This is a genomic window from Saccharopolyspora sp. NPDC049357 (genome assembly GCF_040677225.1).
Classification (GTDB): domain Bacteria; phylum Actinomycetota; class Actinomycetes; order Mycobacteriales; family Pseudonocardiaceae; genus Saccharopolyspora.
Map to the genome: position 1 here is coordinate 37,444 of NZ_JBFAQJ010000029.1, position 26,924 is coordinate 64,367.

Genomic DNA, 26,924 nt, shown 5'->3' on the forward strand with positions numbered 1-26,924 from the left:
GGGTGCAGTTCCGGAACGATCATGGTCAGCTCGCCAGCTCGGTGCTGATCTCGTCGAGTTCCACGGCGCTGTCGGGGTCGATCACGTGGTGGTAGAGCGACTCGAAGCGACCCAGGACCTGGTCGATGTCGTGCCGGGAGACCAACCGCTGGCTGGCCTGGCCCATCCGGTCGATGGTGGTGCGGTCGGCGAGCACGTCGCCGATCGCACCCGCCAGCGCGTGCACGTCACGCGGCGGGTACAGCCAGCCGTTCTCGCCAGGGCGGACCAGGTGCGGCAGCGCCATCGCGTTGGCCAGCACCACCGGGGTTCCGGCCGACATGGCCTCCATGGTGGCCAGGCTCTGCAGCTCGGCGATGCTGGGCATGCAGAACAGGTCGGCGCGGGCGTAGGCCTCCAGGAGCTCCTCATCGCTGAGGAAACCGTGGAAGTGGACCCGATCGGCGATGCCGAGGTCGTCGGCCAGCTGCTCGAACGCCTCCCGGCGGGCGCCGTTGCCGACGATCTCCAAGCGGGTCCGGACCTCGGTGCGCAGCAACGACATGGCACGCAGCAGGTCGTCGATGTGCTTCTCCTCGTCGAGCCTGCCGACGAACAGCACGGTCCGCGTCTCCGGGTCCGGGTTCTGCTCGCGGTAGCGCGCGGCCGGGCGCCGGTAGCGGTCGACGTCGATGCCGCAGGACACCGGCAGCGCGGTGCGGTCAAAACCGTTGTCCTGCAGCAGTTGCACGGCGCGCGGCGTCGGCGCGGTGACCATCTGCGCCTTGCGGTAGTGCTTGACCAGGTTGTGCCAGAGCAGCCGTCCGGCGGCGTTCTGCAGGAACGGAGGGATCTTGAAGTAGCCGAAGATGTTCTCCGGCATGAAGTGGTTGGTGGCCACCACTCCGATGCCGCGCTTGCGAGCCGAGTCGATCAGCCCGCGGCAGATGAAGAAGTGCGACTGCACGTGCACGATGTCGGGCTGGATCTCCTCCAGCATCGCGTCGGCCTGCCGCGCCTGCCACGGCATCAGGCCGCGGATCGACGGGTGGAACGGCGAGCTGTAGGAGCCCACCCGGTGCACCAGAACACCGTCTTCGACCTCGGTGCGCGGCTCGCGGGTGTCGGAGTGGCACACCACGTGCACCTCGTGCCCGCGTGCGGACAGGCCGGTGGCGAGCCGGTGCCCGAAGTTGGCGGCCCCGTTGACGTGAGGCGGGTAGGTGGTCGCACCGACCACGATCCGCAGCGGGCGCCTGCGCGACGGTTGCGAAGTCAAGAGGAACTCCCGTTAGGACGAGGGGACGTGCGGTGTCCGGCGGTACCGGCGGGAACTTCTGTCGGGGACTGGTCGGCGTCCAGCCTGTCCGACGTGCGGTGTTCGGTGTTGTCCGGGTGGTGGCGTGCCAGGGCGAACACCCCGGCGCAGGCCACCAGCGCGCAGAGCGCTTCAGCGGCGGCGACCCAGCCGCTGACGTGGTCGGCCTCGCCTAGCAGGCCGATCCCCAGGCCGACGGCCACCAGCGGGTCGATGACGGTCAGGCAGGCCACGACCAGGTCGGGCGGGCCGCTGGCGTAGGCGTGCTGCAGCAGCCAGCCACCCGCGACCATCGCCACGGCGATGCCGAGCACGGACAGGAGGTTGATCGCCAGCAGGTCCCAGGTCCCGACCTGCTGAGCGACGGCGCGAGCCATCAGCGACACGTACCCGTAGGCCACCGCGCAGCCGGCGGCGAAGAGCACGCAGCGCACCTTCGAGCGGGTCGCGACCGCGACCACACCGAGCAGCAGGACCGCCACCGCGACGATCTGGGTGGCGGTGAACTGGTCGTCGTCGCCGACCGGCGTCGGCGTGGCGCTGCCCGCGGCCAGCAGGACGAACACGGCGAGGCCACCGGTCGCGGCCAGCACCGCCAGCACCATGCTCGGGTGGACGTCGCGCCGGCCGTAGCCCTGCTCGCGCAGGTTGAGCAGCACGGTGATCGGCAGCGCGAGGACGCCGATCGGCTGCACGACGCTCAGCGGGGCCAGCCCCAGCGCGCAGACGTGCAGCAGCGCGCCGCTGCCGAGCGCGGCGAGTCCGGCCAGCCAGCGCGGGTTGCGGACCAGCAGGGCCTGGTTGCGCAGGCCGAGCCCGCCACCGTCCATCGTGGCGTGCACGGCCGCGTGCTGCAGGCGCGCGCCCAGCGCGTATCCGCAGGCGCCCAGCGCCGCCAGCACCACCGCAAGTGCGGTCATCGCGCATCACGCCCTAGCGCGTGTTGCATGGGACTCTGTCCGTTCACACCGTTCAATCTCGCGTCTCGCGAGCCCGGCGCACATCCGGGGCCGGACCCCCAATTTCCCTGAGGCGATCCTCTCTCGCATTCCAGCGACGGCGGCCGGCCGCGAACCGCCGTCGTGCTGAGCTCCCGCTGCCTGGCTGCGGGGACGTGCTCCGGAGCCGCCCGGAGTGTTCCCGGGCCTACCCCGGGTGAACCCAGGGTGATCCCGTAGTGCCGGGGCCCCGGCGTCACAGCAGACCACGAATTGTCCGCCACCAGTTCGACGTCGAGTGGAATTCGCGGGAACCGATCCGGTGAACACTGCTCGACGGCCCGGCGAATCGCGCACGGGGGTAGCGCACTTCAGGTGCACAAGTGCGCTCGCCGCCGGAATCACGCCGCTGACTCTAGAACAACAACGCTGAGGACTTTGTCAGCAACACATCGCTCAACGGCATCGGCGACGCCGCAACAGGCCCGGGACAAATGGACCGGATTGGAATCATTCCACCGAACACGCCTTTGGAGCAGGAACATCCACGAAAATGAAGATCAACATATGCGGCGGGAAACGGTGATCCAAACGACATGGGGAGAACATCACGCCGTCCACCCGCCCTCGCGCTCAGGAACAATTCCGTCACGAGGCGTGATCTGAGGCGAGCCGTGTGCTCGCCGAACCACCTTCGGGTGAGACCATGCGGAACGTGGCTGTTCACGAAGCGGTGTCCGGGAGCGAGCAGACCGAGCAGAAGCGTCCGCGCAACGCCAGAGCGCTGGTCGTCGTGGCTCTGCTGGGTGCCGCGCTGCTGACAGCGCTGGCGGCCACGGCCTACACCGACGTCGGCACCATCCCCGGGCTGCCCGCGCTCCCTCCCGTGGTCCGCTTCGGCATCCCCGTGATGCGGGCGCTGCTGGACCTGGCGGCGCTGGCCACCGTCGGGCTCTCGATGCTGCCCAAGCTGCTCGGCTTCGACCAGCCCGCGCGCACCGAACCCGTGCTGGCCAAGGCCCGCCCGATCGCGGTGATCACCGCGCTGGTGTGGATGCTCAGCGCGTTGTTCTCGCTGGTCCTGCAGGCCATGGAAGCCAGCCCGGGAGCTCCGGCCACCACCTCGCTGGTGATCAGCTACGTCAACGACGTGCCCGCCGGCCCCGGCCTGCTGGCCAGCGCCGGCGGCGGACTGCTGTGCGCGGTCGTGGGCCTGCTCGCGGTGCGCTTCGGCGAGTCGGTGCCCACCGAGCTGCGCACCATCGTCGCGCTGCTCGGGCTGCTGCCGATGCCGCTGACCGGCCACGCCACTGACTGGCAGTACCACGACTTCAGCATGATCTCGATGGAGCTGCACGTGGTCGGCGCGGCCATGTGGGTCGGCGGCCTGGTCGCGGTGGCGCTGTTCGTCGCACCGCAGCGCGGCCTGCTCGCCGAAGCGCTGCCCCGCTTCTCCAAGCTCGCCGGGCTCGCGCTGCTCGTGGTCGGCGCATCGGGCCTGTTCAACGGCCTGATGGAGCTGGTCATCACGCCGAACGCGGGCCTGGTCGGCCTCGTCACCACCCAGTACGGCCAGATCCTCCTGGGCAAGGCGCTGTGCCTGGTGCTGCTGGCCGTGGTCGGCGCCCAGATGCGGTTCCGGCTCCTGCCGCGCATCGCACGTCACGAGCGGACCGCCCTGCTGACCTGGGTGACCTTCGAGGTCGCCGTCATGGGCGTGGCCTTCGGGCTCGGCGTCGTCCTCTCCCGCGCCCCCGTCATCGTCTGATTCAGCCGCGGACGCGCCAGTCGCGCACCGCGGCCAGGTGCTGCTCGATGCGGCGGACCCCGCCGGAGCCCAGGTGCTCGAACAAGCCCCACAACCCCGCCAGCAGCACCACCACGTACAGCGCGGAGGCGAAGTCCGACGGCGGCGCGGCGATGTAGGCGTGCTGCAACCACAGCGCCGCGTAGGCCGCGGCCGTCACCGCGGCCGCGCCGACCAGCGGCCGCATCCGCGTCACCAGCTGGCAGGACAGGTCGATGGCCAGCGCCCCCACCAGCAGGAAGAACGGCACGGTGGAGATCGGGAACCCGGCCGCGGCCAGCAGCACCCAGGCCACGCAGCGGAAGACCAGGTAGCCGACGGTGATCGTGGTGGCCGTCCAGCGACGCCCGACGAGGATCCGCGCGAGCAGCAGCGTGCCCAACCCGGTCAGCACCGCCCAGCTCGGGTACAGCCAGTCGGGCGTGGGCAGCGTGAAGTTCTCCACCGCGATGTAGTCCAGCGGCCGGTGCAGCTGATCGGCGGCGAACTGCAGCAGGCTGTCCTCGGCGTAGGGCGTTCCCCGCTCCCACGCGGCGAGCCCGAGCACGCCGTACTCCTGGTGCTGGTTGAGGAACATGAAGTTGTCCAGCACGGTGAACCACAGGAAGCAGGTGACCGGGTAGAAGTACCGGTCGGCACGGCCGTAGCGGTTCCAGCCCACCAGCAGGCCGATGCTCATCAGCCCGGTTCCCAGGTAGAGCAGGGCGTGCGACGGGCTCCACGCGGTGATGTCGAGCCCGTTGACCCGGTGGTTGATCACGTCGAGCGGCGCGGCGACCAGGAAGATCCCCAGCCCCCACTGCATCCAGCGCAGCGTGGCCTTGTCGACGCCGATGCCGGTGTAGCTGTGGATGACCACCAGCCCGATCACCATCACCGTGCCGATGGTGTTGAGCAGGTGCGGCGGCGCCAGGTCGTCCCGCAGCCACCGGAAGTGCCAGCAGATGTCCCACGTGGCGCCGAGGATCTTGAGCACCATCGCGACGACCCACCAGCGGTACAACGCCGTGACCAGTTCGCCCGGCGCGTCTCGGCCGGGGGCACCGCGGGTCCAGTGAGCCCGGACCAGCGCAGCGACGTCCGCCATCGCGTTCACCTCCACCTCGGGTGATGTTCACGAAAACGGTAACCCGTGTTGATCGAGGGAGAACCAGGAACCGGTTATTCCGGGCGAACCTTTTCCCAAAGGAAATGTGCGCCGGGCGGAAAGCGACTCCCGGCACCTGCTTTCGCGTTCCCTCTCGATTCAGCCACTCGCGCATCGTGATGGCCCGGGCGGCGCAACCACCCGGGCCACCGCGAGAACGTCGCTCTAGCGCGGAATCCTGAGGACCTGACCGACGTAGATGAGGTCGGGGTCGGCGATTCCGTTGACCCGCGCGATCTCCCGCCAGTCGACGCCGAGCTTGGTGCCGATGTCGGACAGGGTGTCGCCGGGCTGCACCACGTAGGTCTCCTGCGGCGGTGCGGGCGGCGGTGGCGGCGGAGCCCCGGCTCCGGTGAGCACCTCCAGCGGCACCAGCGAGACGTTGAGGTCGGTGTTGCCGCCGATACCGGGAACCTGCCCGTCGGACGCGTGCTGGTGGATCACGACGCGATCGGTCATGTAGCCGGGCTCGCCGGGGTTGCGCCCGTAGTGCGCGACCCACAGGAACACGCCCGGGTCCACCCAGGTCTCCGGGGCGATCTTGTCCTGGAACCAGGAGCTGGACGCGTAGACGACGATCTCGTTGCGCCCGGTGTGGGCGCGGAGCGCGTCGATGAAGCCCTTGATCCAGCCGCCGAGGTTGGGCGCGTCGGTCTCCATGTCCAAGCACGGCGGGAGGTTGCCGGGGCCTGCGGAGTTCGTCCGCGCCAGCTGCGCGGCGAAGTCGGCGGCCTCCTGCTGCGGCGTGTTGGTGTCCGGTCGCGCGAAGTGGTAGAGCCCGGTGACCATGCCGGCCGCGCGCGCCCCGTTGAGCTGGGCGTCGAGCGTGGGACTGACGTATCCGACGCCCTCGGTCGCCTTGATGTAGGTGAAGACGTATCCGGCGCCGCGCACCGCTCCCCAGTTCGGCTCCCCTTGGTATCGCGCTACGTCGATACCGGGAATGCGTTCGGCCATGTTTTTACCCCCTGAACTTCTGGCCTCTGCCGCTGCTCAAACTATCGAAGTCCAACAAACCGTCAGCTCCGCCATTCGGGTTAAGATCGCCGCCCGAAAGCGCCAGGAGATCGGCACGCAATGCGATTGGTGCGTATTTCCACTCACCTGTTCCAGTGAGTCACTGATCCTAGTCGCGAGTTTTCTTCACCAGATGCACAGTGGAAGCCGGGCCCGCGAACCACCGCCGTTTTTCCGGCGCGGGGCAACCATTTCCGCCGGAGGGCGTCTTTCCAACAGCAGAGCAATGACCGAACCAACCCGCTGGGGCGGCGGGAACGGGGGTGATGGCCGTGAACCGGCACATCGGAGCACGCATTCTGCGGACGTCCGCCGGACTGCTGGCCGCTGGAGCGCTGGTGGGCTCGGGCCTGCCCGCTCACGCGCAGGACGCACCGGACCAGCCGCGCGATCCGCGCTGCCACACCTCGCAGCTGACCGGCAGCATGTCGCCGGTCGACGCCGGGGCCGGCCAGCGCTACGCGGACGTGTCGCTGACCAACACCAGCGGTCAGTTCTGCACGATCTACGGCTACGGCGGAATGCAGCTGGTGGATGCCGCCGGGAACCCGCTGCCCACGAACGTCACCCGCGCGGCCGACCCGGGGCCCGCGCTCATCGGGCTCTCCCCCGGCCAGTCGACCGAGGCGACGCTGCACTGGAGCGCCGTCCCGCACGGCGACGAAGGCGACCCGTGCCAGCCCACACCGGTCGGCCTGCAGGTCATCCCGCCGGACGAGACGGATCCCCTTCCGGTCGAGTGGACCGGCGACGTCGTCTGCGGCACCGGCGCCATCGAGGAAACCGCCTACCACTAGCCGTCGAGGAACGCGGCGGAGCCGCTGCGTCAGGTGTGGGACTCGCACCGCCGCAGGTTCTACAGCGGCTTCGCTGTGAGCGCGCCGCGACGCCGGGCGCTGGCTCTTCCAGGGCGTGGCCGCAGCAGCGGAGGATCACACCAGGGGTGGTGGCCGGAACGGCGCCGGTGTGCTGGGGTGGCGACATGATCGAGTCAACGGACCGCGAGGTAGCGGGGAGCCTGGGAACCCTGGCAGTGCGCGAGTGGTCGGCGGACAACCCGGGCTGGATCGCGCTGATCGCGCACGGCTACGGCGAGCACTCCGGCCGCTACGAGTGGGTCGCGGAGCAGTTGGCCCACGCACGCGCCGTGGTCTGGGCACCGGACCACATCGGCCACGGACGCTCGCCGGGCGACCGCGTCCACTTCGAGGACGCCGAGGTCCTGGTCGCCGACCTGGAGGCGCTGCGCCGCGAAGTGACCGCGCAGCACCCGGACCTGCCGGTGGTGCTGATCGGGCATTCGATGGGCGGGATGCTCGCCGCGCGCTACGCCCAGGAGCACCAGCGCCGCCTGGCCGCAGTGGTGCTGTCCGGTCCGGTGCTGGGCACCTGGCACGTGCTCGACCTGCTGGAGCACGACGAGATCCCGGACACCCCGATCGACCCGGCGACGCTGTCCCGCGACCCGGAGGTGGGCGCGGCGTACCTGGCCGACGAGCTCGTCTGGCACGGCCCGTTCAAGCGGCCCACGCTGCGCGCGATCGACGACTGCCTGCTGGCGATCAACGAGGGCCCGGCGCTGGAGATCCCGACCTTGTGGGTGCACGGCGAGGACGACGAGCTGGTGCCGGAGGCCGACACCCGGACCGGCATCGACCGCATCCGGGGTCACGAGTTCCACGAGCACATCTATCCGGGCGGGCGCCACGAGCTGTTCAACGAGACCAACAAGTCCGAGGTCATGACGGATGTCCGCAACTTCATCGGCCGAGCACTGAATTCTTAGATCGGCTGATAATACTGACGATCATTACCTGATCGAGTGAGGCGTGTCGCTTGCGCGGTTGCAGGCGTCCGCTCTTCCGGGCAGCTTGAAGTCCGACGGAGCGGGGGCTGCCATGAACGTCGAGCGTGCGCAGGACTTGATCGGGACACCGGTTTTCGACAGCGACGGCAACCGCGTCGGCCGGGTCGGCAACGTCTACGTCGACGACCACACCAACCAGCCCGAATGGGTCACGGTGCGGCTCGGCATGCTCGGGATCAGGGAGACCTTCGTACCGCTCGACGGCGCGATCAAGGCGGAGAACCGGCTGGAGATCCCGGTCTCCCGGACCCGGGTCCGCAACGCCCCGAGCGTCGAGGCCGAGGGCGGACGGCTCACCGACGCCGAGGGTCGCGACCTCTACGCCTACTACGGCCTCGCCGAACCCGACGAGAGCGATATCAACTCCTGACCCTCTCAGGCGTTCGAACTCGGGTGCGGATGCGGAAGAATCTTCCGCGATGGACGCACACAGCGAGCTCGAACTGCTCATCACGGTGGTCGTCGGCGCGCAGGACGAAGCCTCCGCCCGAGCAGCCTGCGACGACCTGGTCAGACGGGTCGACGGGCGGGTCGTGACCGTCGGCGACTGCTCCGACGAGGAGCCGGGTTGCTGGTCGCTGACGATGAGCCGCGGCACCGGGGAGACGGGCTGGCACGTGGCGGCCCTCTCGCGCGTGGTGCGCAACTTCCTGCGGGAGCTGGGACCGGGCTACGCCCGCCACCGCGTCGCCTGCGCGCCGCCGACGGCCTGGTCGGTGGTGGACGATCCCGAGCTGGTCGGCGAACTCGTCCCGGCCGGCGAACGCCTGCTCATCGAGGCGAGGTCGGAGGAGCCGGAGGACGCCCCGGATCATCAAGAATCCACAGTAGACAACTGACTCCAACATGCCTGCCAGGTAAGACCGAACAGTGATCAACAAGGGGTGGCCCGGCCGCGCGCTGATCTCGCTCGGGCACTACCTTGTGAATCCTTGCAGAGTCGTACCGCCCTGGGAGAGGACCGCAATCCACATGGCAGGCGTCGAAGAAGTTCGCGCAGGCATTTCGCTGGCCAACCAGAAGATGCAGGAAGGCGTCGCAGCCCTCCAGCAGACGACGCTCGTCCTCGAAGAGGCGCAAGCCGCGCTCTCCGGCGCCATCCAGGGCACCGCGCAGGACGAGATGCAGCACGCCTACGGCATGCTCGCCGAAGTCCTGCAGACGATCGGTGGCGCGCAGGGCACGCTGTCGGCGACGATCTCCTCCACCGAGAGCTACGCCGGGCGGCTGTAGCGGTGTCCTCGCTCGACGAACTCCTCCAGGTCCTGCAGGGCATCGAGCGCCAGCTCGAAGAGGCCGGCGCGCACCTGGGAACCTGCCAGGGCAAGCTCGACGAAGCGCGTCAGGCGCTGGTCCGGCTCGACCCGGAGCACCCGGAGACCGTCCTCCCGCCGGGACTCCCCCGAACGCATGACCAGGTCGAGCGCGCCCAACGGCTGATCGACCTCGTCCTGAACACGATCCGCGACTTCGCCACCCGTTTGTAGGACGGTCGGCGGAGCGCGGAACACCGTCCCACTGCGCGGTATTCGCGCCTGCGCATGGGTTAGGCGGGGCTTATTTCGAGGTGGTACCTTGATCACGTTCCGTAACTCGGTCTCCGAGGTGTGTTGTGAAACGCAGTGACCGGCGAAGTCGCATCGAATCGGCCTTCGAGCACCTGCGCCGCAGCATCTCCGCCGCCCTCGGCGCCGCCGAGAACGCGCACCAGGAGGTGCTCGACACCTGCGCCGAGCAGGAGTACGCGCTGCGCATCGCGCAGCTCGGCGCGGCCGAGGCCGAACGCGAGCCGGAGAAGATCGCCGACCCGGCCGACCCGCACTTCCAGGCCGCGCTGGCCAGGGCGCTCGCCGACCGCGACGAGATCTTCCAGGACTGGACCGAGCAGGGCCCGCCGTCCCTGGAGAAGCTGGTCGCCGCGAACTCGCCCGGCAGCGCATCGGACCCGTTCGAAACCTGGCTCGGCGGTTTCGGCGGCGGTGACGTCGCGCACCCGCCCGAGCTGTGGCGCATCGGCACCGCGAACGTCCCCGACTCCCCGCTGTCACCGTCGTTCCCCGCGGTGGTCCCGGCGCTGGACTTCACGCACTTGCGCATCACCACCGACGAGATCCCCGAAACCGCCGAAACCCTGGTGCAGAACCTGCTGCTGCGGATCGTCAGCCACTTCGAGCCCGGCCAGGTGCGCATCCACAGCTGGGACGTCGCGAGACTGACCGGAACGCTTCCCGACCTGCACCCGCTCAGCAGCGCCGGACTGCTCACCGCCCACGACCCGACGCGGCTGGGCGACATGCTCGACGTGCTCTCCGACCACATCAAGCGCATCCACTCCGGCGCGCTGCTCGGCGAGCACACCACGCTGCGCGCGCTGGCCGCCGCCAACGGCAGGCGCGGCGAACCGTGGCGGATCGCGGTGCTGTTCGGCAACGGCCAGCCGCTGCGCGAGGAACAGCAGCAGCAGCTCCAGCGCATCGCCCGCAACGGTCTGGCCTGCGGGCTCCAGCTGATCACCGTCGACCTCCCGCTGACCGTCAACAGCTCCATCGAGTCGATCACGCTGATCGGCGAGAACCGGGCCCGCACCAGCATGACCGGGCCGGAAGCCGTGGTGGCGCTGGACGAACCGCCCACGCGCGGCAAGGCGTCGAAGGCGTGCGCGGCCATCGCGGCCGAGTTCGAGTCCCGCCGCGCGCGGGTCCGCAACTTCGACGACCTGCTGCCCGACGAGCTGTGGCAGTGCCACTCGCGTTCCGAGCTGCAGGCTCCCGTCGGGTTCGACGAGGGCGAAGAGGTGTGGATGCGGCTCGGCGACGCCAGCCCGCACACGCTGATCGGCGGGCCGAGCGGCTCGGGCAAGACGAACTTCCTCTACAGCATGCTCGGCGCGATGGCCGCCCGGTACTCGCCGGACGAGCTGGAGCTGTACCTGCTGGACTTCAAGGAAGGCGTGTCGTTCGCGCAGTTCACGCCGGGCAAGCGCGATCCGAGCTGGCTGCCGCACTCCAAGCTGGTGGGTGTCAATGTCAACACCGACCGCGAGTTCGGGCTGGCGCTGCTGCGGTTCCTCGCCGACGAGATGCGCCGTCGCGCCGACAAGGCCAAGGAGCACGAGGTCACCAAGCTCGAAGAGCTGCGCGCCGAGGACCCCGAGGGCCGGTGGCCGCGGATCGTGGCGGTGATCGACGAGTTCCAGTACCTGTTCGCCGACCGCGACCCGGTGACCGCGCAGGCCACCAAGCTGCTGGAAGACGTTGCGCGGCGCGGCCGCTCGCAGGGGATCCACCTGGTGCTGGCCAGCCAGGACGTCTCGGGCATCGAGGCGTTCTGGGGCAAGCCGGCGATCTTCGAGCAGTTCATCCTGCGCATCGCGCTGCCCAAGGCGCGGCGCGTGCTCACCGAGCACAACCAGGCGGCGATGGACCTGCCGCGCTGGCACGCGGTGGTCAACCACGAGTCGGGCGTCAAGCACGGCAACGAGATCGCCCGCATCCCCGACGCCACCGCCCGCGACACGTTCCACCAGCTGCAACAACGGCTGTGGCAGCGACGCGCGGCCGGTTCGCACCCGCCGCGCCTGTTCGACGGTTCCAACCTGCCGAAGCTGTCGGCCCTGGAGGACTTCCGGAAGCTGACCGCGCCGGTGAGCACGCCGCGCGCGCTGCTCGGCCAGGTCATCGACGTCGAGGGGACGGCCGCCGCCGTTCGGCTGTCGCGCTCGCCGGGACGCAACATCGCGGTGATCGGCTCGGTCCGCGAGGACACCACCAGCGCGCTCGGCGCGGCGGCGCTCTCGCTGTCCCGCCAGCACGAACCGGGCAAGATCCGGTTCACCATCGGTGTCCTGCTCGACGACGTCGACGAGGACGCGCGGGCCGTGGCCGAGGAGCTCCGCGGGCGCGGCCACGAGGTGGACGTGGTGGGCCTGGACGAGATCTCGGCGACGCTCGACGGCATCGCCCACGACATCGACGCGGGCGCGTCCCCGGTCCGGCACTGCGTGGTGCTCTACGCCGTCGACGCGGCGCAGACGACGCTGGAGCGCAAGGACCCGGTGACCCGCGCGTGCGCGCTGGACTCCCTGCGCAAGATCCTCAAGCAGGGCCCGGAGTCCCGGGTGCACGTGATCGGCTGGTGGCGCAGCGTGCAGCGGGTGAAGAACACCCTCGGCATGGGACCGGTGGACGACATCGGCGCGTGGGTCGCCTTCGACGTGCACGGGCAGGAGCTCAGCACGTTCGCCGCGGGCCAGCCGGTGAACTGGTCGCCGCGCTCGCGCCGCGGACTGTTCTTCGACCGCTCGGTGCATTCGCGTCCCGAAGTGGTCCTGCCCTTCGACCTCGGCGGGGCGCCGCCGGTGCCCGCCCAGCGTTCGACGGAGTCGGACGCCAACGTCCGGGAGGAAGCCGGTGACTGAGACCGCGGCCGAGCGCTACCGCGAGCTGACCGCCCTGGCCACGGCCGCGGGCAAGGAGATGCGCAAGCACGAGCGGGACAGCGCCGAGAAGCTCGGCGAGAAGGTCGCGGCAGGCGAGCGGCGCGCGGAGGAATCGGAGAAGGTCCGCGACGAGCTGGTCGCCGAGGTCAAGCAGCGCTGGACGGCCGCGATGCAGGTCGTCTGGGACGAGCGCTGGCTGCGCTCCTCCGGCCTCCCGGCCGCTGACCGGAAGGCTCCCGACGCGTCACCGTCGGAGTCCCGCCTCGCCGTTCACGAGGCGTTCGAGGACCTCCGCGACGCCATCACCAAACCCCGCCTGCCCACCGGCTTCCTCTCCCGCCGCAAGAAGTCCTGAGCCCCACCCCGGCGGGGACGGGATTCGAATTTCGCGCGAAATTCGAGTCGGAACTTTCGCGTTCGAATTTCGCGCGAAATTCGAATCCCTACGCTGCGCGTGTGCAGGAGCTGAGGAGTGCGGCCGAGGTCGCGGAGGTCACGTCCGACCTGATGGTGCGATGGGCGGCCCAGGCGTTGGAGCCGGGATATCCGCACGAGCGCGGGGCGGCGTGGCGGTCGCGGAACGCGGTTGTCGTGTTCGCGCCCCGGCTCAACCGCGCCGACCGGGTGGTCCACGCCGGTGACGAGGAGGACGTCGTCGCGCTGCTGCGGGAGGTCCTGCCCGGTCTGACCGGCCAGAAGGTCCGGTTGCTGGCCGCCGCTCCGCTGGCCTCCCAGGTCTCCGAGCGGTTGGGCCACGAGGTCCTGGCGACGTTCGGGTGGCTGCACCTGGACGCCGCAGCGCCGCAGCGCGCCACCCCCGACGTCGAGTGGCTGACCGGTGCAGACGTGCCGGCGATCGACGCGCTGCTGCGCGAGGCCAACCCCGGCTCGTACCTGTTCCCCGACGACCCGGGAGCCGTGCGGTGGGCCGGGATCCGCGACACCGACGGCACCCCGATCTCGATCGCCGGGGACTCCTGGCCGGCACCGGGACTGCGCTACGTCTCCGGCGTCGCCACCCACCCCGCGCACCGGGGCCGGGGCCTGTCGACGCAGGTCTGCACGTTCCTGACCAGGGAGCTCGCGCCGCTCGGCGCGGTGACGCTGATGGCCGACGCCGACAACGAACCCGCGCTGAAGGTCTACCGGGGCCTCGGCTTCCGGTACAGCCCCATCTGCGCTAGTCGCGAACGAGCTTGCCCGGGTTGAGGATTCCCGTCGGGTCCACCGCCCGCTTGGCCGCGGCCAGGACCGCCGTGCCGATGTCGCCGATCTCCGCCTCCAGCCACGGCCGGTGGTCGACGCCGACCGCGTGGTGGTGGCTGATCGTGCCGCGACCGGCGATGGCGTCGCAGGCCGCTTCCTTCGCGCGCTGCCACTGGGCGAGGGCGTGCTCTGAATCGCGAGGAGCCAACACCGTGAAGTACAACGAGGCACCGGTCTCGTAGGCGTGCGAGACGTGGCACATCACGATCGGCGGCTTGCTGCCGGCCTGCAGGTTGCGCACCAGGGCCGTGCGCACCGCGGAGCGCAGCTCGCTCAGCCCGCTCCAGCTCGTCGCGGTCTCCAACGTCTCGACGCACACTCCCCGGTCGAGCAGGGCGTCCCGCTGCCGAGGGCCGGAGAAGCGGTGCGACTTCCACGACTCCCCGGCCGCCCTGCCCAACCGCACGGTCCGGACGTCGCGCAGCGCGCGCACCGCGGCCGCCCGGCGCTGCTTGAGCTCGGTGCGGGAACCCGCGTCCCAGCCGAGCACCAGCAGGCACGGGTTGCGGACGCCCTTGGCGCGCAGGAGGTTCCCGAGCGCACGCGCCTTGAGCTGCCCGGACAGCGCGAGCTGCACCTCGGTCTCGGTCGGGTCCGACAACCTGGTGACGTCGGCGAGCACCCGTTCCTGCGCGAGCGCGCGCACGGCATCGGTCCCGGCCTGCCAGCCGTCGATCACGAACGCCTCGTAGCGGCTCCGCCTCGGCGCGGGCCGCACCCGGACGGCGACCTCGGTGATGACGCCGAGGCTCCCTTCGCTGCCGATGGCGAGCTGACGCAGATCGGGTCCCGCCGCCGACGCGGGGGCGACACCGAGCTTCCACTCACCGGCCGGGGTCGCCAACCGCACGCCCTCGACCATGTCCTCGAAGCGCCCGTAGCCGGAGGACGCCTGGCCCGCCGAGCGGGTCGCGGCGAACCCACCGATGGTGGCCCGCTCGAACGACTGCGGGAAGTGCCCGAGCGTGAATCCGTGCGCGGCCAGCAGTGATTCGGCCTCGGTCGCGCGCATCCCGGCCTGCAGCACGGCGATCCGCGAGTCCGGGTCGAGCGAGATCAGCCGGTCCAGCCGCACCAGGTCGAGGGCGACGACGGCGTTCTTCCCGCCGCGCAGCGCGTCGACCCCGCCCACGACGGAGGTCCCGCCGCCGAAGGGGACCACCGCGATGTCGTGACGGGCGCAGATCTCCAGCACGCCCTGCACCAGCTCCGGGTCCGAGGGCAGCAGCACGGCGTCGGGGACGGCCAGTTCGGCGCCGGCGCGCCGGCGCACCAGGTCGATGTAGGACATGCCGCCCGCCCGTCCCAAGCGCGCCGCGGCGTCGACGAGCACGTGCCGCTCACCGAGCAGCGCCTCCAGTTCGGCGCGCGGGGTGTCGGCGAGGGAACTCCCGGGTACGTCGAGGAGCGACGACGGGACCGCCGGCGTGGTGGTCTCGGTGAGTCCGATGCGGTGCCGCAACCAGCGCAGCGCGGCCGAGGACAGTGGCGCGGACGCGGCCCCTGACGGGGTCCAGCTGCCGCGAAGGGTGTGTTCGATCTCGCCGTTCACGGCTAGAGTGTGACACATGGAGTCGGATTGTCACAGCATCGAGCGAGCTGATCCGCATCGCGCCCGCACCGGCAAGCGGCAGGCGGTCAACCGGGTCGCCGATGGGGATCTGCTCAGCGCGGCGCGCGCGTGCGTGCTGGCCAACGGCGTCCGACGAACCACGCTGACCGAGGTCGCCCGCACCGCAGGCGTCAGCCGGATGACCCTCTACCGCCGCTTCCCCGACGTCGGCAGCATGGTCACGACCCTCGTCACGGTCGAGTTCGGCGACGTCCTCGACCAGGCCCGCCGAGCGGCGGTGATCGGCCACGCGCGGCAGCGCCTCGTGCACGTCATGGTGCGCGGCATCAGACTGCTGCACGAAGCTCCCCTGCTGCAAAGAGTCCTGGAAACCGACGCCGAACTGCTGCTGCCCTACCTGGTCGAGCGGCTGGGCAGCACCCAGCTGGCGGCCGACGGGTTCATTCGCGAGCATCTGGCCGCCGGGCACGCCGACGGATCGATCCGCCCCGGCGACGTGGCGGTGCAGGCCCGCTCGCTGCTGTTGCTGACGCAGTCGTTCGTCATCTCGGCAGGCCCGGCGACCGAGGACGTCGACCTCGACTCGCTGACGGACGAACTCGCCCACCTCCTCGACGGCGCTCTCCAGCCAAGGAGCCGTTCATGATCACCACGCCGCTGCCCGCCGGTTCGCTGCGCGCCACCTCGCTGAACTCCGCCCGGCTGCGAACCGACCTGCACGCGGCGGCGGAGCAGGAAGTCGACCTGCTCGTCGTCGGCGGTGGCGTCACCGGCACCGGGGTCGCCCTCGACGCGGCGGCGAGAGGGCTGTCGGTGGCGCTGGTGGAGGCCGAGGACCTCGCATGGGGAACGTCCCGCTGGTCCAGCAAGCTCGTGCACGGAGGTCTTCGCCACCTCGCGCACGGCGACTTCGCGCTGGCGCGGGAGAGCGCGGTCGAGCGCAACGTGCTCATGACCCGCACGGCCCCGCACCTGGTCCGGCCGCTGCCGCAGCTCATCCCCCTGCACGAAGGGGTCTCCCGGCGCCAAGAAGTCCTCCTGCACGCGGGCCTGCGGGCCGGGGATGCGCTCCGGCGCGCGGCGCGGACGCCCTCCGACGTCCTGCCCTCGCCCAAGAGGATCCCTTCGGCCGAGGCCCTCGCGCTGGTTCCCGGACTTCGCCCGGCCGGGCTGCGAGGTGGTCTGCTGAGCTTCGACGGGCAGCTGGTCGATGACGCGCGGCTGGTGGTGGCGCTGGCGCGCACGGCGGCCGGGTTCGGCGCACGCATCCTCACCCGCTGCGCGGTGACGTCCCTCGACGGCGGTGGTGCCGACCTCCTGGACGCGCGCAGCGGCGAGTCGCTGCGGATCCGCGCGCGTTCGGTGGTCAACGCCGCGGGCGTGTGGGCAGGTGATCTCGTGCCGGAGGTCCGGTTGAGCCCGTCGCGCGGATCGCACCTGGTGGTCGACGCCGACACGGCCGGGATCGCCGGAACAGCCGTCGTCACGCCGATGTCGGGGCGGTTCCTGCTGCTGATCCCGCTGCCCGACGGTCGCGCGATCCTCGGGTTGACCGACGAACCGGTGCCCGGCCCGATACCGGCCGTCCCGGAGGTCCCCGAGTCCGATGTGGACTTCCTGCTGGCCGGGATCCGCGACGTCCTGGGAGTGCCGCTGACCCGCGAACACGTCCTCGGTTCGTTCGCCGGTCTCCGGCCGCTGCTCCAGCAAGACGGCAAGGACTCGGCCGATCTCTCCCGCCACCACGCGGTGCTCACGTCGGAGGAAGGGATCATCACGGTCATCGGCGGCGAGCTCACGACCTACCGGAAGATGGCCGCCGACGCCGTGGACGCCGCGGTGGGGGCCCGCGGCCTGTCGGCCGGGCCATCGCGGACCACTGAGATCGCGCTGGTCGGCGCGGCCCCTCGGCGTCACCTCACCGACATCGAGGCTCCCGCCACCCTCGTCGCCAAGTACGGCACCGAAGCCGCCCGCGTCGCCGCCCTGACCGAGTTCGACCAGGACCTCGCCGAACCGGTGGCGGAAGGCCTTCACCTCACCGCGGCCGAGGTCCTCTGGGCGGTCCGCCACGAAGGTGCCCTCGACGTCGACGACGTCCTCGACCGCCGCTCCCGCCTGGGCCTCGACCCCACCCAACGCGCCGCAGCCCTCCCCCAGGTCGAGGACCTGGTCACCAGAGCCCTGGCAGGAATCGAACCCTGACCCCGGCTCTCCCGAATACCGCCGTAATCCGGTCCGCCCGAATACTGCGGTAATCCGTCGACCGATTGCGGCGTTAATCCGGGTTCTGCGTCGGGGTTGGGTGCGTTGAGGTGCAGAAAGGCCCCGGGGCCGGCCTTGTCGGCCGGGCTCTCCGGGGCCCATTGCGCGGTCGGAGGCCGTGGCCTCAGACTTGATTCAGGTAACGATTCAGATCAGCGCTGGTCCATCGGCTTGTACGGGCGCTCGGCGGCACCGGTGTAGACCTGACGCGGACGGCTGATCTTGCGGGCCGGGTCCTCGATCATCTCGCGCCAGTGCGCGACCCAGCCGGGAAGGCGACCGAGCGCGAACAGCACGGTGAAGAACTTCGTCGGGAAGCCCATCGCCTTGTAGATCAGGCCGGTGTAGAAGTCCACGTTCGGGTAGAGCTTGCGCGAGACGAAGTAGTCGTCGGACAGCGCCCGCTCCTCCAGCCGCAGCGCGATGTCCAGCAGCGGGTCGTTGGCGCCCAGCTTGGACAGCACCTCGTCGGCGGTCTTCTTGATGATCGCCGCGCGGGGGTCGTAGTTCTTGTAGACCCGGTGGCCGAAGCCCATCAGGCGAACGCCGGGCTCCTTGTTCTTCACCCGCTCGACGAACGCGTCGACGTCGCCGCCGTTGTTCTTGATGTCTTCCAGCATCTCCAGCACCGCGCTGTTCGCGCCGCCGTGCAGCGGGCCGAACAGGGCGTTGATGCCGGCCGAGACGCTGGCGAACATGTTCGCCTCGGACGAACCGACCATCCGGACCGTCGAGGTGGAGCAGTTCTGCTCGTGGTCGGCGTGCAGGATGAACAGCAGGTCCAGCGCGCGGGCCAGGGTCGGGTCGACCTCGTAGGGCTCGGCGGGGAAGCCGAAGGTCATCCGGAGGAAGTTCTCCACCAGGCCCAGCGAGTTGTCCGGGTACAGGAACGGCTGGCCGACCGACTTCTTGTAGGCGTAGGCCGCGATCGTGGGCAGCTTCGCCAGCAGGCGGACCGTGGACAGCTCGACCTGGTCCTTGTCGAACGGGTTGAGGCTGTCCTGGTAGAAGGTCGACAGCGCCGAAACCGCGGACGACAGCACCGGCATCGGGTGCGCGTCGCGGGGGAAGCCGTCGAAGAACTGCTTGAGGTCTTCGTGCAGCAGGGTGTGGCGGCGAATGCGCTCGGAGAACTCGTCGTACTCCGTCTTGGTCGGCAGCTCACCGTAGATCAGCAGGTAGCTGACCTCGATGAAGTTCGACTTCGCCGCGAGCTCCTCGATGGGGTAGCCGCGGTACCGGAGGATTCCGGCGTCGCCGTCGATGTAGGTGATGTCGGAGTTGCAGGCTGCGGTGTTGACGAAGCCCGGATCCAACGTCACCAAACCGGTCTGGGCCAGCAACTTGCCGAGGTCGACGCCAGGCGCACCCTCGGTAGGCTGCGTCACCTGCATTTCGTGCTCGCCGGCGTCATAGCGCAGCGCGACGGTACGTTTGGCGGTCACGTCGTCGGGCATTCGGGAACCTCTCGCGCTCGTCAAGGGGTGCGTGATGACGACCGCGATTGCCCAGCCAAGCGGCAGGGCTCGATGTCGCCCGCGCTCCGGTCGGGGTGTCCGAACCGTCGCAGCACCACCCCGTTGGGGTCCTGTCAGTAGTCACGCTAGACCGCCGAAGGGTCCCCGCGCAGCAATCGCGTTTCCTCTTTTTTGCAGGTGGGACCACGATCACATCACACTTACCGGTAGGCGGAGCGCCGATGTCGACGCTCCGCCACCGTCTGACGCCACCATCGTGACCACGAGTGAAATCCAAACGGTCTAATCCGGATTCGTTCTTCCGCAGTCAGACCGCTGAGCTCACGGGGCGTGTTCGGACACCACCGGATGGATTCCGATCACGCATCCAGCTCCGCCGACCACGGCGGTTCGGCTCCCGGACGCGACACCGTGACCGCCGCCGCGGCGGCGGCGAACGACAGGGCCTGCTCCCACTGCCGCGCGTCCAGAGCGCGGACCTTCGCCGGCGACAGCGCGCCGTTGCGGTGGAGCCACGCCAGCAGCGCCGCCTGCACGGTGTCGCCGGCGCCGATGGTGTCGGCGACCTCGACCTTCCGGCCGGGCACCGTGACCTCGCCGTCGGCGGTGACCGCGGTGAGCCCGTCGGCACCCCTGGTCAGCACCACCGCCGCCGGGCCGCGTGCCTGCCACTCGCGGGCCGCCTCGACCACGTCCCGTCCCGGGGCGAGCCACTCGGCGTCGTCGTCGGAGACCTTGAGCAGGCCGACCGAGGGCAACCAGGAGGAGAACCGGGCCCGGTAGGCGTCCGCGTCGGCGATGAGGTCGGCCCGGACGTTGGGGTCGAGCGCGATGAACACGCCCCGCTCGGCCTCGCGGAACAGCACCTTCTCGTACGCGGTGGCGCCGGGTTCGAGCACCATGCCCAGCGTGCCCAGGCACAACGCGGTCGTGCCGTCCGGGAGCGGCCGGTCGGTGACGAAGCGCGCGGCGGTGCCTTCGGTGTGGAAGCTGTAGCGGGCCGAGCCGTTGGCCTCGAGCCCGACCACGGCCAGCGTCGTGGGCTCCGGACCGCGCTGGACCAGGGAGGTGTCCACATCGGACTCGGTGAGCCGTTGCAGCATGCGGTCGCCGAACTGGTCGGTGGACAGCTTCGCGTAGAACGCGGCGGGCACGCCGAGTCTGCCCAGCGCGATGGCGACGTTGTAGGGCCCACCTCCGAGCAGCGGGTGCAGCGGGCCGAGCTCTCCGTCCGGGGTGGACGGATCCGGCACGAGGTCGACCAGGGCCTCACCGCCGATGACGATCAATTTTCCTCCACTGTGTCCGAAGGGGACTTCTCCTGGGCCAATCCGCCCAGCAGGAACTGCGAGAGCGCGGCGAACGCGGCGGCGTCGGACAGCCCGGTGCGCTCGCCGATCTCACCGCGCTGGATGCCGGCGATGGTGCGGCCGACCATCTCGCCGACGAAACCCGCGTGCACCTCGCGGAACACGCCCTGCCGCACGCCTTCGGCGATGAACCCGCGCAACCGGTCGGCGGCGGCGCCAGCGTTGGCCTCGTAGGTGGCGCGGGTCGCGAGGTTGGCGCCCATGTCGCTGATGAACTCCCGCGACGCCGGTCGCAGTGCTTCGGCGGCGGCGTCGAGGTAGGCGCGCACCTTCTCCCGCGGGTCGTCGGCGACCTCGGCGCGGCGCTCGATGTCCTCGGTCGCGCTCTTGAAGTAGTGCGCCACGACGCGGACCGCGAGCTGCTCCTTGCTCCCGGCCAGCGTGTAGAGGGTCGATTTCGAGCAGTGCAGCCGACCGGCCAGGTCGTCGAGGGTGAAGTGGGCGAACCCCTCGGCGAGGAACAGATCGCGAAGCCGACCCAGGAGTTCGGCTCGCCTGGGGTTCAGCGCCCGCTCGGCTCGGGAAGTGCTCATCGAGAGAAGCCTGCCACAGGACTCTGAAACCTCAGAGCAGACCTTTTCACGGTACTGGAGTACCGCATAAAGTACTGGTTGCAGTACGACAGCCCGGTACTCACACTTGACCGCGGGAGCGCGCCATGACCGTTGACCGCCTGCTTCCGACCCAGGAAGCCGCTGATCTGCTCGCGTTGACCCGCGAGATCGCCCGCGACGAGCTCGCCGGCCGCGCCGCCGAGGACGAAGCCGCCGGGAAGTTCCCGCGCGACGCCTTCCGCCTGCTCGGCGACGCCGGGCTGCTCGGCCTGCCCTACCCCGAGGAGCACGGCGGCGGTTCCCAGCCGTACGAGGTCTACCTGCAGGTTCTGGAGGAGATCAGCAGCGCCTGGATGACGGTCGGCGTGAGCCTCTCGGTGCACACCATGAGCTGCTTCCCGCTCGCCCACTTCGGCACCGCCGAGCAGCAGGAGCGCTGGCTCCCGGAGATGATCGGCGGCTCGACGCTGGGCGCCTACGCGCTGTCCGAACCGCACGCCGGCTCCGACGCCGCCGCGCTGAGCACCCGCGCCGAGCGGACCGGCGACGAGTACGCGATCAACGGGCAGAAGGCGTGGATCACCCACGGCAGCGAGGCGGACTTCTACACGCTGATGGCGCGCACCGGCGAAGGAGCGCGAGGCATCAGCTGCCTGCTGGTGGACTCCGCGATCTCGGGCCTGACCGCAGGGCCTCCCGAGCACAAGATGGGACTCACCGGGTCACCCACGACGCCGCTGTACTTCGAGGACGCCCGCGTCCCGGCCGAGCGGCTGATCGGCGAGGAAGGCGACGGGCTCAAGATCGCGCTGTGCGCGCTCGACTCCGGCCGCCTGGGCATCGCCGCCTGCGCGGTGGGTCTGGCCCAGGCCGCGCTGGACCTCGCGGTCGACTACGCGCAGCAGCGCAAGCAGTTCGGCCGGCCGATCATCGAGTTCCAGGGCATCGAGTTCCTGCTGGCCGACATGTCCGCGGCCGTCCACTCGGCCCGCGCGATGTACCTCGACGGCGCCCGCCGCCGCGACGCGGGACTGCCCTTCGGAGAGCAGGCATCGGTGGCGAAGCTGGTGGCCACCGACGCCGCCATGAAGGTCACCACCGACGCGGTCCAGGTCCTCGGCGGCGCCGGCTACACCCGCGACTTCCCCGCAGAGCGCTACATGCGCGAGGCGAAGGTCCTGCAGATCTTCGAAGGCACCAACCAGATCCAGCGCGTCGTCCTCGCCCGCCACCTCACCAAACCCTGACCCGATTTCAGCGGAAACCAGGTTCCCGACTTCCACTGAAATCGGGGACCCGACTTCCACTGAAATCGGTTGTACCGCAGTTGTCGCAGGTCAGAGGGGTTTGAGGCCCCAGTGGGCGGTCCAGGCCTCGCCCGGCTGGAGGGTGATGAGGTCGGTGCCGGAGTTGAGGGCGTCGGGCGGGCACGTCATCGGCTCGATGGCGATGGCGCGACCTCGTTCGGGGAAGTCCTCGGCCGTGTAGACCTGGACCCACTTGAAGACCGGATCGGCCCACAGCTGGACGCCGTGACCATCGGGCCCGGTCAGCGAGTGGCGCACGAGACCGGCCGGGTCATCGGGAGCCGGGGCCGCGCCGCCGAAGGCGGTGTCGAGCCAGACACCGGCGAGACGGCGACCGGTGCGGAAGTCGACCTCGTCGCCCTCCAGCGCGCGCGGCGGCCGGACCGGCAGCAGCCGGTCGGCGTCCACCGGCAGCACAGTGGAGGCGGCCAGGCGCAGCGTGCACTCGTCGGTCTCGACGTTGCCCGCGCGCGGGTACGGGTGCACTCCGACGCCGAAGGGAACCGCGCGCCCACCCAGGTTCTCCACGGTGTGGGTCACGGTGAGCCCGTCGCCGTCGAGGGCGTAGCCGATGGAGGTCAGCAGCGGCACCGGCCAGCCGGGACGCGGCGAGACGGTCGCCTGCAGCACCACGGCGGAGTCGGTGTGCTCGACGATCGCCCACGGCTGGTGCCGCAGCAGCCCGTGGATGGCGTTGCTGCGGTCGGGCTCGGTCAGCGCCAGCTGCTGCGGCTCGCCGTCGAGCGCCCAGCGCCCGTCGGCGACCCGGTTCGGCCACGGCACCAGCACGCCACCGGCGGCCGACGGCGGGAGCCGGTCGGCGTCGAAGGTCTCGGTGTGCGGCACACCGTCGACGGTGAAGGCGCGCAGCGCGGCGCCGAACTCGGTGATCACCGCCTTCGCGGTCCCCGAGCTGATCTCGAACTGCCGGCCGGTGGCGGGAAGAGGATCATGCACTCCGCCACTCTACGACCACGAGGCGGCCCCGGACACCGCGAACAGCGTCCAGGACCGCCTCGTCGGACGTGGAATTCCTACTTGCTCAGGGACTCCGCTTGGAAGTCCGCCTTGCCCTTCACGAAGTAGTTGATCAGCCAGAAGATCACGCCGATGCCCAGCAGGATCCCGGCGATGATGTACTCCGTGGCCGGTCGGCCGGACAGCGGGCTCGCGAAGAACGCGCAGGTCAGCGCACCCAGCACGGGAACCCAGGTGGGTGCCTTGAAGTGGTCGTGCTCCACCTCGTCCTTGCGCAGCACCAGAACCGCGATGTTGACCACCGCGAACACCACGAGCAGCAGCAGCGACGTGGTGCTGCCCAGGTCGGAGATCTCCAGCGAGCTCACCAGGATCACCGCGATGATGCTGGTGAACAGGATCGACACCCACGGGGTGCGACGACCCTTGTGCACCTTGCCGAACACGCTCGGCACGACGCCCTCGTTGGCCATGCCGTAGACCAGCCGGCTGGCCATCAGCATGTTGATCAGCGCCGTGTTGGTGACCGCGAACAGCGCGATCAGCGAGAACAGGATCGGCGGGAACCACGGGGCCGCGGCCTTGACCACCAGCAGCAGCGGGCCGTCGGACTCGGCGAGCTCCGCGGTCGGCACCAGCGTCGAGGTGATCACCGCGATGACCAGGTAGATGGTCGCGGTGATGACCATGCCCAGGAGCAGGGCGCGCGGGAAGTTCTTCGACGGGTCCTTGGTCTCCTCGGCCATGTTCACCGAGTCCTCGAAGCCGACCATGGCGAAGAACGCCAGCGCGGTGGCCGAGGTGATCGCGAGCAGCGGCGAGGTGTCGGTGTCGAACTGCGTCAGCCTGCTGGGGTCCGGCGCGATGTCGGCGCTGTGGCTTCCACCGAAGATCGCGATCAGACCGAAGACGATCACGATCGCCAGACCGGTCAGCTCCACGCACGTCAGGACGACGTTCATCTTCACCGACTCGCCGACACCGCGGAAGTTGATCGCGGCGAGCAGCAGCAGGAAGCCGAGCGCGACCATCCACGAGTAGGGCTCGACGCCGTCGCCGAAGATGCCCGTCAGGTAGTCACCGCTGAACGCCTGCGCGGCGGACGAGGCCGAGGTGATGCCCGAGCACATCACCGCGAAGGCGATCAGGAAGGTCACGAAGTGGATGCCGAACGCCTTGTGCACGTACAGCGGGGCGCCACCGGCACGCGGGTACTTGCCGACCAGTTCCAGGTAGCTGAACGCGGTCAGGAAGGCGACCACGAAAGCGACCAGGAACGGAACCCACAGGGCCCCGCCGACCTTGCCGGCGACCTTCCCGGTCAACGAGTAGATCGTGGTCCCGAGGATGTCTCCCACCACGAAGAAGAGCAGCAGTTTCGGGCCCATCACCTTCTTGAGGCCAGGCTCGTGCGCACCGCCGGGCGCATTAACGGTCGTTTCGTTGGCCATAGTGGAGAAGTGTGCAGGGTGGCTCCGACGACTGTCTGCCCGCCCCTGGTCGAAACGCACTCCGTCGAGTGGCGCAAGCGTGGCGAAGTGCCCAACGAGCACGCTCCGCCCAGGTCAGATCACACGTCGTCACCGGTGGGCGCCTTGTACTTCCAGAACGCGGGCAGGGCCACCGCCGACAGCGCGGCGGCGAGCACGACCAGCACTCCCCCGATCATCACCGCTGGTCCGGTGCCCAGCGCGGCACCGGTCAGGCCGTGCAGCGTGTCGGCCAGCCTCGGCCCGCCCGCGACCACGACGGTGAACACGCCTTGGATGCGGCCGCGCATCTCGTCGGTGGCCGCCGCCTGCAGGATCGAACTCCGGTAGACCATGCTGACCAGGTCGGCGCCGCCGCCGAGCGCCAGGAACAGCACCGCCAGCCACAGCGAGTCGGCGAAGCCGAAGCCGATGATCGCCACGCCCCAGGCCACCACGGCGATCGTCACGCCGACGCCGTGCCGAGCGATGCGGTGCAGCCAGCCGGAGAACAGCCCGAAGCAGAAGGCGCCCAACGGGATCGCCGCGTACAGCCAGCCGAGCGCGGCACCGCCACCGGGCGGGTCGCCGAAGGTGCGCTCGGCCATCTCCGGGAACAGCGCGCGCGGCATGCCGAAGACCATCGCGATGATGTCCAGCAGGAACGACGCCAGCAGCACGGCGTGCAGGCCGAGGTAGCGGAAGCCGTCGAGCACCGAGCGCAGACCGGCCTTCTTCGGCGCACCGTCCTGCGGCGGCAGCGCGGGCAGCCGGAACACCGCCCACAGCGCGAGGCACAGCGCGATGGCGTCCACCAGGTACAGCACGGACAACCCGAGCAGCGGCAGCAGGACTCCCGCCAGCAGCGGTCCGACGATCGAGCCGAGCTGGAAGACGGTGGAGCCCAGGGCTTGCGCGGACGGCAGCAGGTGGGCGGGGATGAGCCGAGCGACGGCGGCGGCGCGCGTCGGCGAGTTGACCGCGAAGAACGTCTGCTGGAGCGCGAAGAGCACCAGCACCAGCCCCACCGACGGGATGCCGGCGAACGCGACCAGCCACAGCAGCACGGAGGTTCCCGCGAGCCCGCCGTTGGTGATGAGCATCAGCTTGCGGCGGTCCACGGCGTCGGCGATCGCGCCGCCCCACAGGCCGAACACCACCAGCGGGACCAGTCCGAAGATGCCCGCCAACCCGACGTAGAAGGAGGAGCCGGTGATGTCGTAGAGCTGCTTGGGCACGGCCACGGCGGAGAACTGGGCGCCGACGGCGGTGACGATGTTGGAGATCCACAGCCTGCGGTAGGCCGGGTAGTGCAGCGGTCTGGTGTCGATGAAGACCTTGCTGAACAAGGACTTGAAGCTACGCCGGGGAATGGTTCCGCTGCTCTGCCGCACGAAGGACGGAGCGTAGTCCTTCGCGAAGCTAAAGGACCACTGGTTATCCGCCCGTGTGACGGAGCTCTACACCACTCCCCGGCGGCTCACTCACGGAGCGAGGCGTTCGACCGCCCAGGTGTCATCGGTCCGGCGGAAGCGAAGCCGGTCGTGGAGCCGGTCGGGACGTCCCTGCCAGAACTCGACGAAGTCCGGGCGGATCCGCCAGCCGCCCCAGTGCGGCGGCACCGGGACCCTTTCGGCCTCGCCGAAGCGGCGCTCGATGCCGTTGAGGGAGTTCTCCAGCGCTTCGCGGCCGTTGACCACCCGCGACTGCGGCGACGCCCAAGCGCCCAGCTGCGATCCGCGCGGGCGCTCCGCCCAGTACTCGGCGGTCTCCGAGGAGCTGACCTTCTCGACCTCGCCGCGCACGTTGACCTGGCGCTGCAGGCCCAGCCACGGGAACGTCGCGGCGGCAACGCGGGTCGTCTTCAGGTCGTGGCTCTTGTTGGACGTGTAGTTGGTGAAGAACACCACGCCGCGCTCGTCGAAGCCCTTGCACAGCACCGTCCGCGAGGACGGGAAGCCCTCCGGATCGGCGGTGGCCAGCACCATCGCGTTCGGCTCGACGAGCTCGGCCGAGACGGCCTCGTCGAACCAGAGCTGCAGCTGCTCGTGCCAAGTGCCGGCGAGCGAATCCTCGTGCAACGCCCCGGCTTCGTAGGAAACACGCATGGACGGCAACGCGACGTTGGCCTCCGTCATCCTCTTCCTCCCTGA

General features: G+C 70.1%; 25 protein-coding genes. 13 read left to right on the forward strand and 12 right to left on the reverse strand.

Features of this window, described 5'->3' with window-relative positions:
* Positions 1 to 25 precede the first annotated feature (25 nt).
* Positions 26 to 1,258: a glycosyltransferase gene (locus tag AB0J91_RS22595; RefSeq protein WP_363872081.1), complete on the reverse strand. Its 1,233-nt coding sequence runs from the start codon at positions 1,256 to 1,258 to the stop codon at positions 26 to 28.
* A complete protein-coding gene (locus AB0J91_RS22600; RefSeq protein WP_363872084.1) occupies positions 1,255 to 2,217 on the reverse strand; it encodes a hypothetical protein in 963 nt (320 codons plus the stop codon). Before AB0J91_RS22600 ends, AB0J91_RS22595 begins: the two co-directional genes overlap by 4 nt.
* A 733-nt stretch (positions 2,218 to 2,950) precedes the next feature.
* On the opposite strand from AB0J91_RS22600, the gene AB0J91_RS22605 reads away from it, so the two are divergent.
* Positions 2,951 to 4,003 carry a CopD family protein gene (locus AB0J91_RS22605; RefSeq protein WP_363872087.1) on the forward strand — a complete coding sequence of 351 codons (1,053 nt, stop codon included), beginning with the start codon at positions 2,951 to 2,953 and terminating at the stop codon, positions 4,001 to 4,003.
* A 1-nt stretch (position 4,004) separates the two neighbouring features.
* Here AB0J91_RS22605 and AB0J91_RS22610 read toward each other — a convergent pair whose 3' ends face one another.
* Together AB0J91_RS22610 and AB0J91_RS22615 are read right to left on the reverse strand one after the other, a co-directional pair.
* A complete protein-coding gene (locus AB0J91_RS22610; RefSeq protein ID WP_363872090.1) occupies positions 4,005 to 5,129 on the reverse strand; it encodes a hypothetical protein in 1,125 nt (374 codons plus the stop codon).
* Between the two features lie 225 nt (positions 5,130 to 5,354).
* Positions 5,355 to 6,146: a GH25 family lysozyme gene (locus tag AB0J91_RS22615; RefSeq protein ID WP_363795352.1), complete on the reverse strand. Its 792-nt coding sequence runs from the start codon at positions 6,144 to 6,146 to the stop codon at positions 5,355 to 5,357.
* Positions 6,147 to 6,478: 332 nt separating this feature from the next.
* Between AB0J91_RS22615 and AB0J91_RS22620 the strand changes: the two genes are divergently transcribed.
* The 9 genes from AB0J91_RS22620 to AB0J91_RS22660 all read left to right on the forward strand — a co-directional run bounded on the left by AB0J91_RS22620 (position 6,479) and on the right by AB0J91_RS22660 (position 13,720).
* Positions 6,479 to 7,003 (forward strand): DUF4232 domain-containing protein, encoded by a 525-nt coding sequence (locus tag AB0J91_RS22620; protein ID WP_363872093.1) that lies wholly within the window; start codon positions 6,479 to 6,481, stop codon positions 7,001 to 7,003.
* Between the two features lie 185 nt (positions 7,004 to 7,188).
* On the forward strand, positions 7,189 to 7,992 hold the full coding sequence (locus AB0J91_RS22625) for a lysophospholipase (RefSeq protein WP_363872096.1): 804 nt from the start codon (positions 7,189 to 7,191) through the stop codon (positions 7,990 to 7,992).
* 112 nt (positions 7,993 to 8,104) lie between these two features.
* On the forward strand, positions 8,105 to 8,443 hold the full coding sequence (locus AB0J91_RS22630) for a PRC-barrel domain-containing protein (protein WP_363872099.1): 339 nt from the start codon (positions 8,105 to 8,107) through the stop codon (positions 8,441 to 8,443).
* A gap of 49 nt (positions 8,444 to 8,492) precedes the next feature.
* A complete protein-coding gene (locus AB0J91_RS22635; RefSeq protein WP_363872102.1) occupies positions 8,493 to 8,912 on the forward strand; it encodes a hypothetical protein in 420 nt (139 codons plus the stop codon).
* A 133-nt stretch (positions 8,913 to 9,045) separates the two neighbouring features.
* A complete protein-coding gene (locus AB0J91_RS22640; RefSeq protein WP_145745060.1) occupies positions 9,046 to 9,306 on the forward strand; it encodes a hypothetical protein in 261 nt (86 codons plus the stop codon).
* Between the two features lie 2 nt (positions 9,307 to 9,308).
* Complete coding sequence (locus tag AB0J91_RS22645; RefSeq protein ID WP_363795362.1) at positions 9,309 to 9,560, forward strand: hypothetical protein; 252 nt, start codon at positions 9,309 to 9,311, stop codon at positions 9,558 to 9,560.
* Positions 9,561 to 9,685: 125 nt separating this feature from the next.
* On the forward strand, positions 9,686 to 12,490 hold the full coding sequence (locus AB0J91_RS22650; protein ID WP_363872105.1) for an FtsK/SpoIIIE domain-containing protein: 2,805 nt from the start codon (positions 9,686 to 9,688) through the stop codon (positions 12,488 to 12,490).
* A complete protein-coding gene (locus AB0J91_RS22655) occupies positions 12,483 to 12,866 on the forward strand; it encodes a hypothetical protein (protein WP_363872108.1) in 384 nt (127 codons plus the stop codon). The genes AB0J91_RS22650 and AB0J91_RS22655 overlap by 8 nt, the downstream gene beginning before the upstream one ends.
* A gap of 101 nt (positions 12,867 to 12,967) precedes the next feature.
* Positions 12,968 to 13,720, forward strand: coding sequence for a GNAT family N-acetyltransferase (locus tag AB0J91_RS22660; RefSeq protein WP_363872111.1), 753 nt, complete (start codon positions 12,968 to 12,970; stop codon positions 13,718 to 13,720).
* Here AB0J91_RS22660 and AB0J91_RS22665 read toward each other — a convergent pair.
* Positions 13,692 to 15,329, reverse strand: coding sequence for an FAD-binding oxidoreductase (locus tag AB0J91_RS22665; RefSeq protein ID WP_363872114.1), 1,638 nt, complete (start codon positions 15,327 to 15,329; stop codon positions 13,692 to 13,694). The two genes, AB0J91_RS22660 and AB0J91_RS22665, sit on opposite strands and share 29 nt — an antisense overlap.
* A gap of 16 nt (positions 15,330 to 15,345) precedes the next feature.
* Between AB0J91_RS22665 and AB0J91_RS22670 the strand changes: the two genes are divergently transcribed.
* Complete coding sequence (locus tag AB0J91_RS22670; RefSeq protein WP_363872117.1) at positions 15,346 to 15,996, forward strand: TetR/AcrR family transcriptional regulator; 651 nt, start codon at positions 15,346 to 15,348, stop codon at positions 15,994 to 15,996.
* Complete coding sequence (locus AB0J91_RS22675) at positions 15,993 to 17,555, forward strand: glycerol-3-phosphate dehydrogenase/oxidase (protein ID WP_363872120.1); 1,563 nt, start codon at positions 15,993 to 15,995, stop codon at positions 17,553 to 17,555. The genes AB0J91_RS22670 and AB0J91_RS22675 overlap by 4 nt, the downstream gene beginning before the upstream one ends.
* Before the next feature lie 212 nt (positions 17,556 to 17,767).
* Here AB0J91_RS22675 and AB0J91_RS22680 read toward each other — a convergent pair whose 3' ends face one another.
* The 3 genes from AB0J91_RS22680 to AB0J91_RS22690 form a co-directional block, all read right to left on the reverse strand.
* Entirely contained in the window at positions 17,768 to 19,072 is a 1,305-nt protein-coding gene (locus AB0J91_RS22680; protein WP_363795376.1) for a citrate synthase, read from the reverse strand.
* A 380-nt stretch (positions 19,073 to 19,452) separates the two neighbouring features.
* Entirely contained in the window at positions 19,453 to 20,382 is a 930-nt protein-coding gene (locus AB0J91_RS22685; RefSeq protein ID WP_363872123.1) for a carbohydrate kinase, read from the reverse strand.
* On the reverse strand, positions 20,379 to 20,996 hold the full coding sequence (locus AB0J91_RS22690; RefSeq protein WP_363795380.1) for a TetR/AcrR family transcriptional regulator: 618 nt from the start codon (positions 20,994 to 20,996) through the stop codon (positions 20,379 to 20,381). Before AB0J91_RS22690 ends, AB0J91_RS22685 begins: the two co-directional genes overlap by 4 nt.
* A gap of 125 nt (positions 20,997 to 21,121) precedes the next feature.
* Here AB0J91_RS22690 and AB0J91_RS22695 point away from each other — a divergent pair, with 125 nt between their 5' ends.
* On the forward strand, positions 21,122 to 22,264 hold the full coding sequence (locus AB0J91_RS22695) for an acyl-CoA dehydrogenase family protein (protein WP_363872126.1): 1,143 nt from the start codon (positions 21,122 to 21,124) through the stop codon (positions 22,262 to 22,264).
* Between the two features lie 90 nt (positions 22,265 to 22,354).
* Here AB0J91_RS22695 and AB0J91_RS22700 read toward each other — a convergent pair whose 3' ends face one another.
* The 4 genes from AB0J91_RS22700 to pdxH all read right to left on the reverse strand — a co-directional run bounded on the left by AB0J91_RS22700 (position 22,355) and on the right by pdxH (position 26,909).
* Entirely contained in the window at positions 22,355 to 23,281 is a 927-nt protein-coding gene (locus AB0J91_RS22700) for an aldose 1-epimerase family protein (protein ID WP_363872129.1), read from the reverse strand.
* A 77-nt stretch (positions 23,282 to 23,358) separates the two neighbouring features.
* Positions 23,359 to 24,753: an APC family permease gene (locus AB0J91_RS22705; RefSeq protein WP_363872132.1), complete on the reverse strand. Its 1,395-nt coding sequence runs from the start codon at positions 24,751 to 24,753 to the stop codon at positions 23,359 to 23,361.
* A 119-nt stretch (positions 24,754 to 24,872) separates the two neighbouring features.
* Positions 24,873 to 26,120, reverse strand: coding sequence for an MFS transporter (locus AB0J91_RS22710; RefSeq protein WP_363872135.1), 1,248 nt, complete (start codon positions 26,118 to 26,120; stop codon positions 24,873 to 24,875).
* Positions 26,121 to 26,255: 135 nt separating this feature from the next.
* Positions 26,256 to 26,909, reverse strand: a complete 654-nt coding sequence (gene pdxH, locus AB0J91_RS22715) for a pyridoxamine 5'-phosphate oxidase (protein WP_363795389.1) — start codon at positions 26,907 to 26,909, stop codon at positions 26,256 to 26,258.
* Positions 26,910 to 26,924 lie beyond the last annotated feature (15 nt).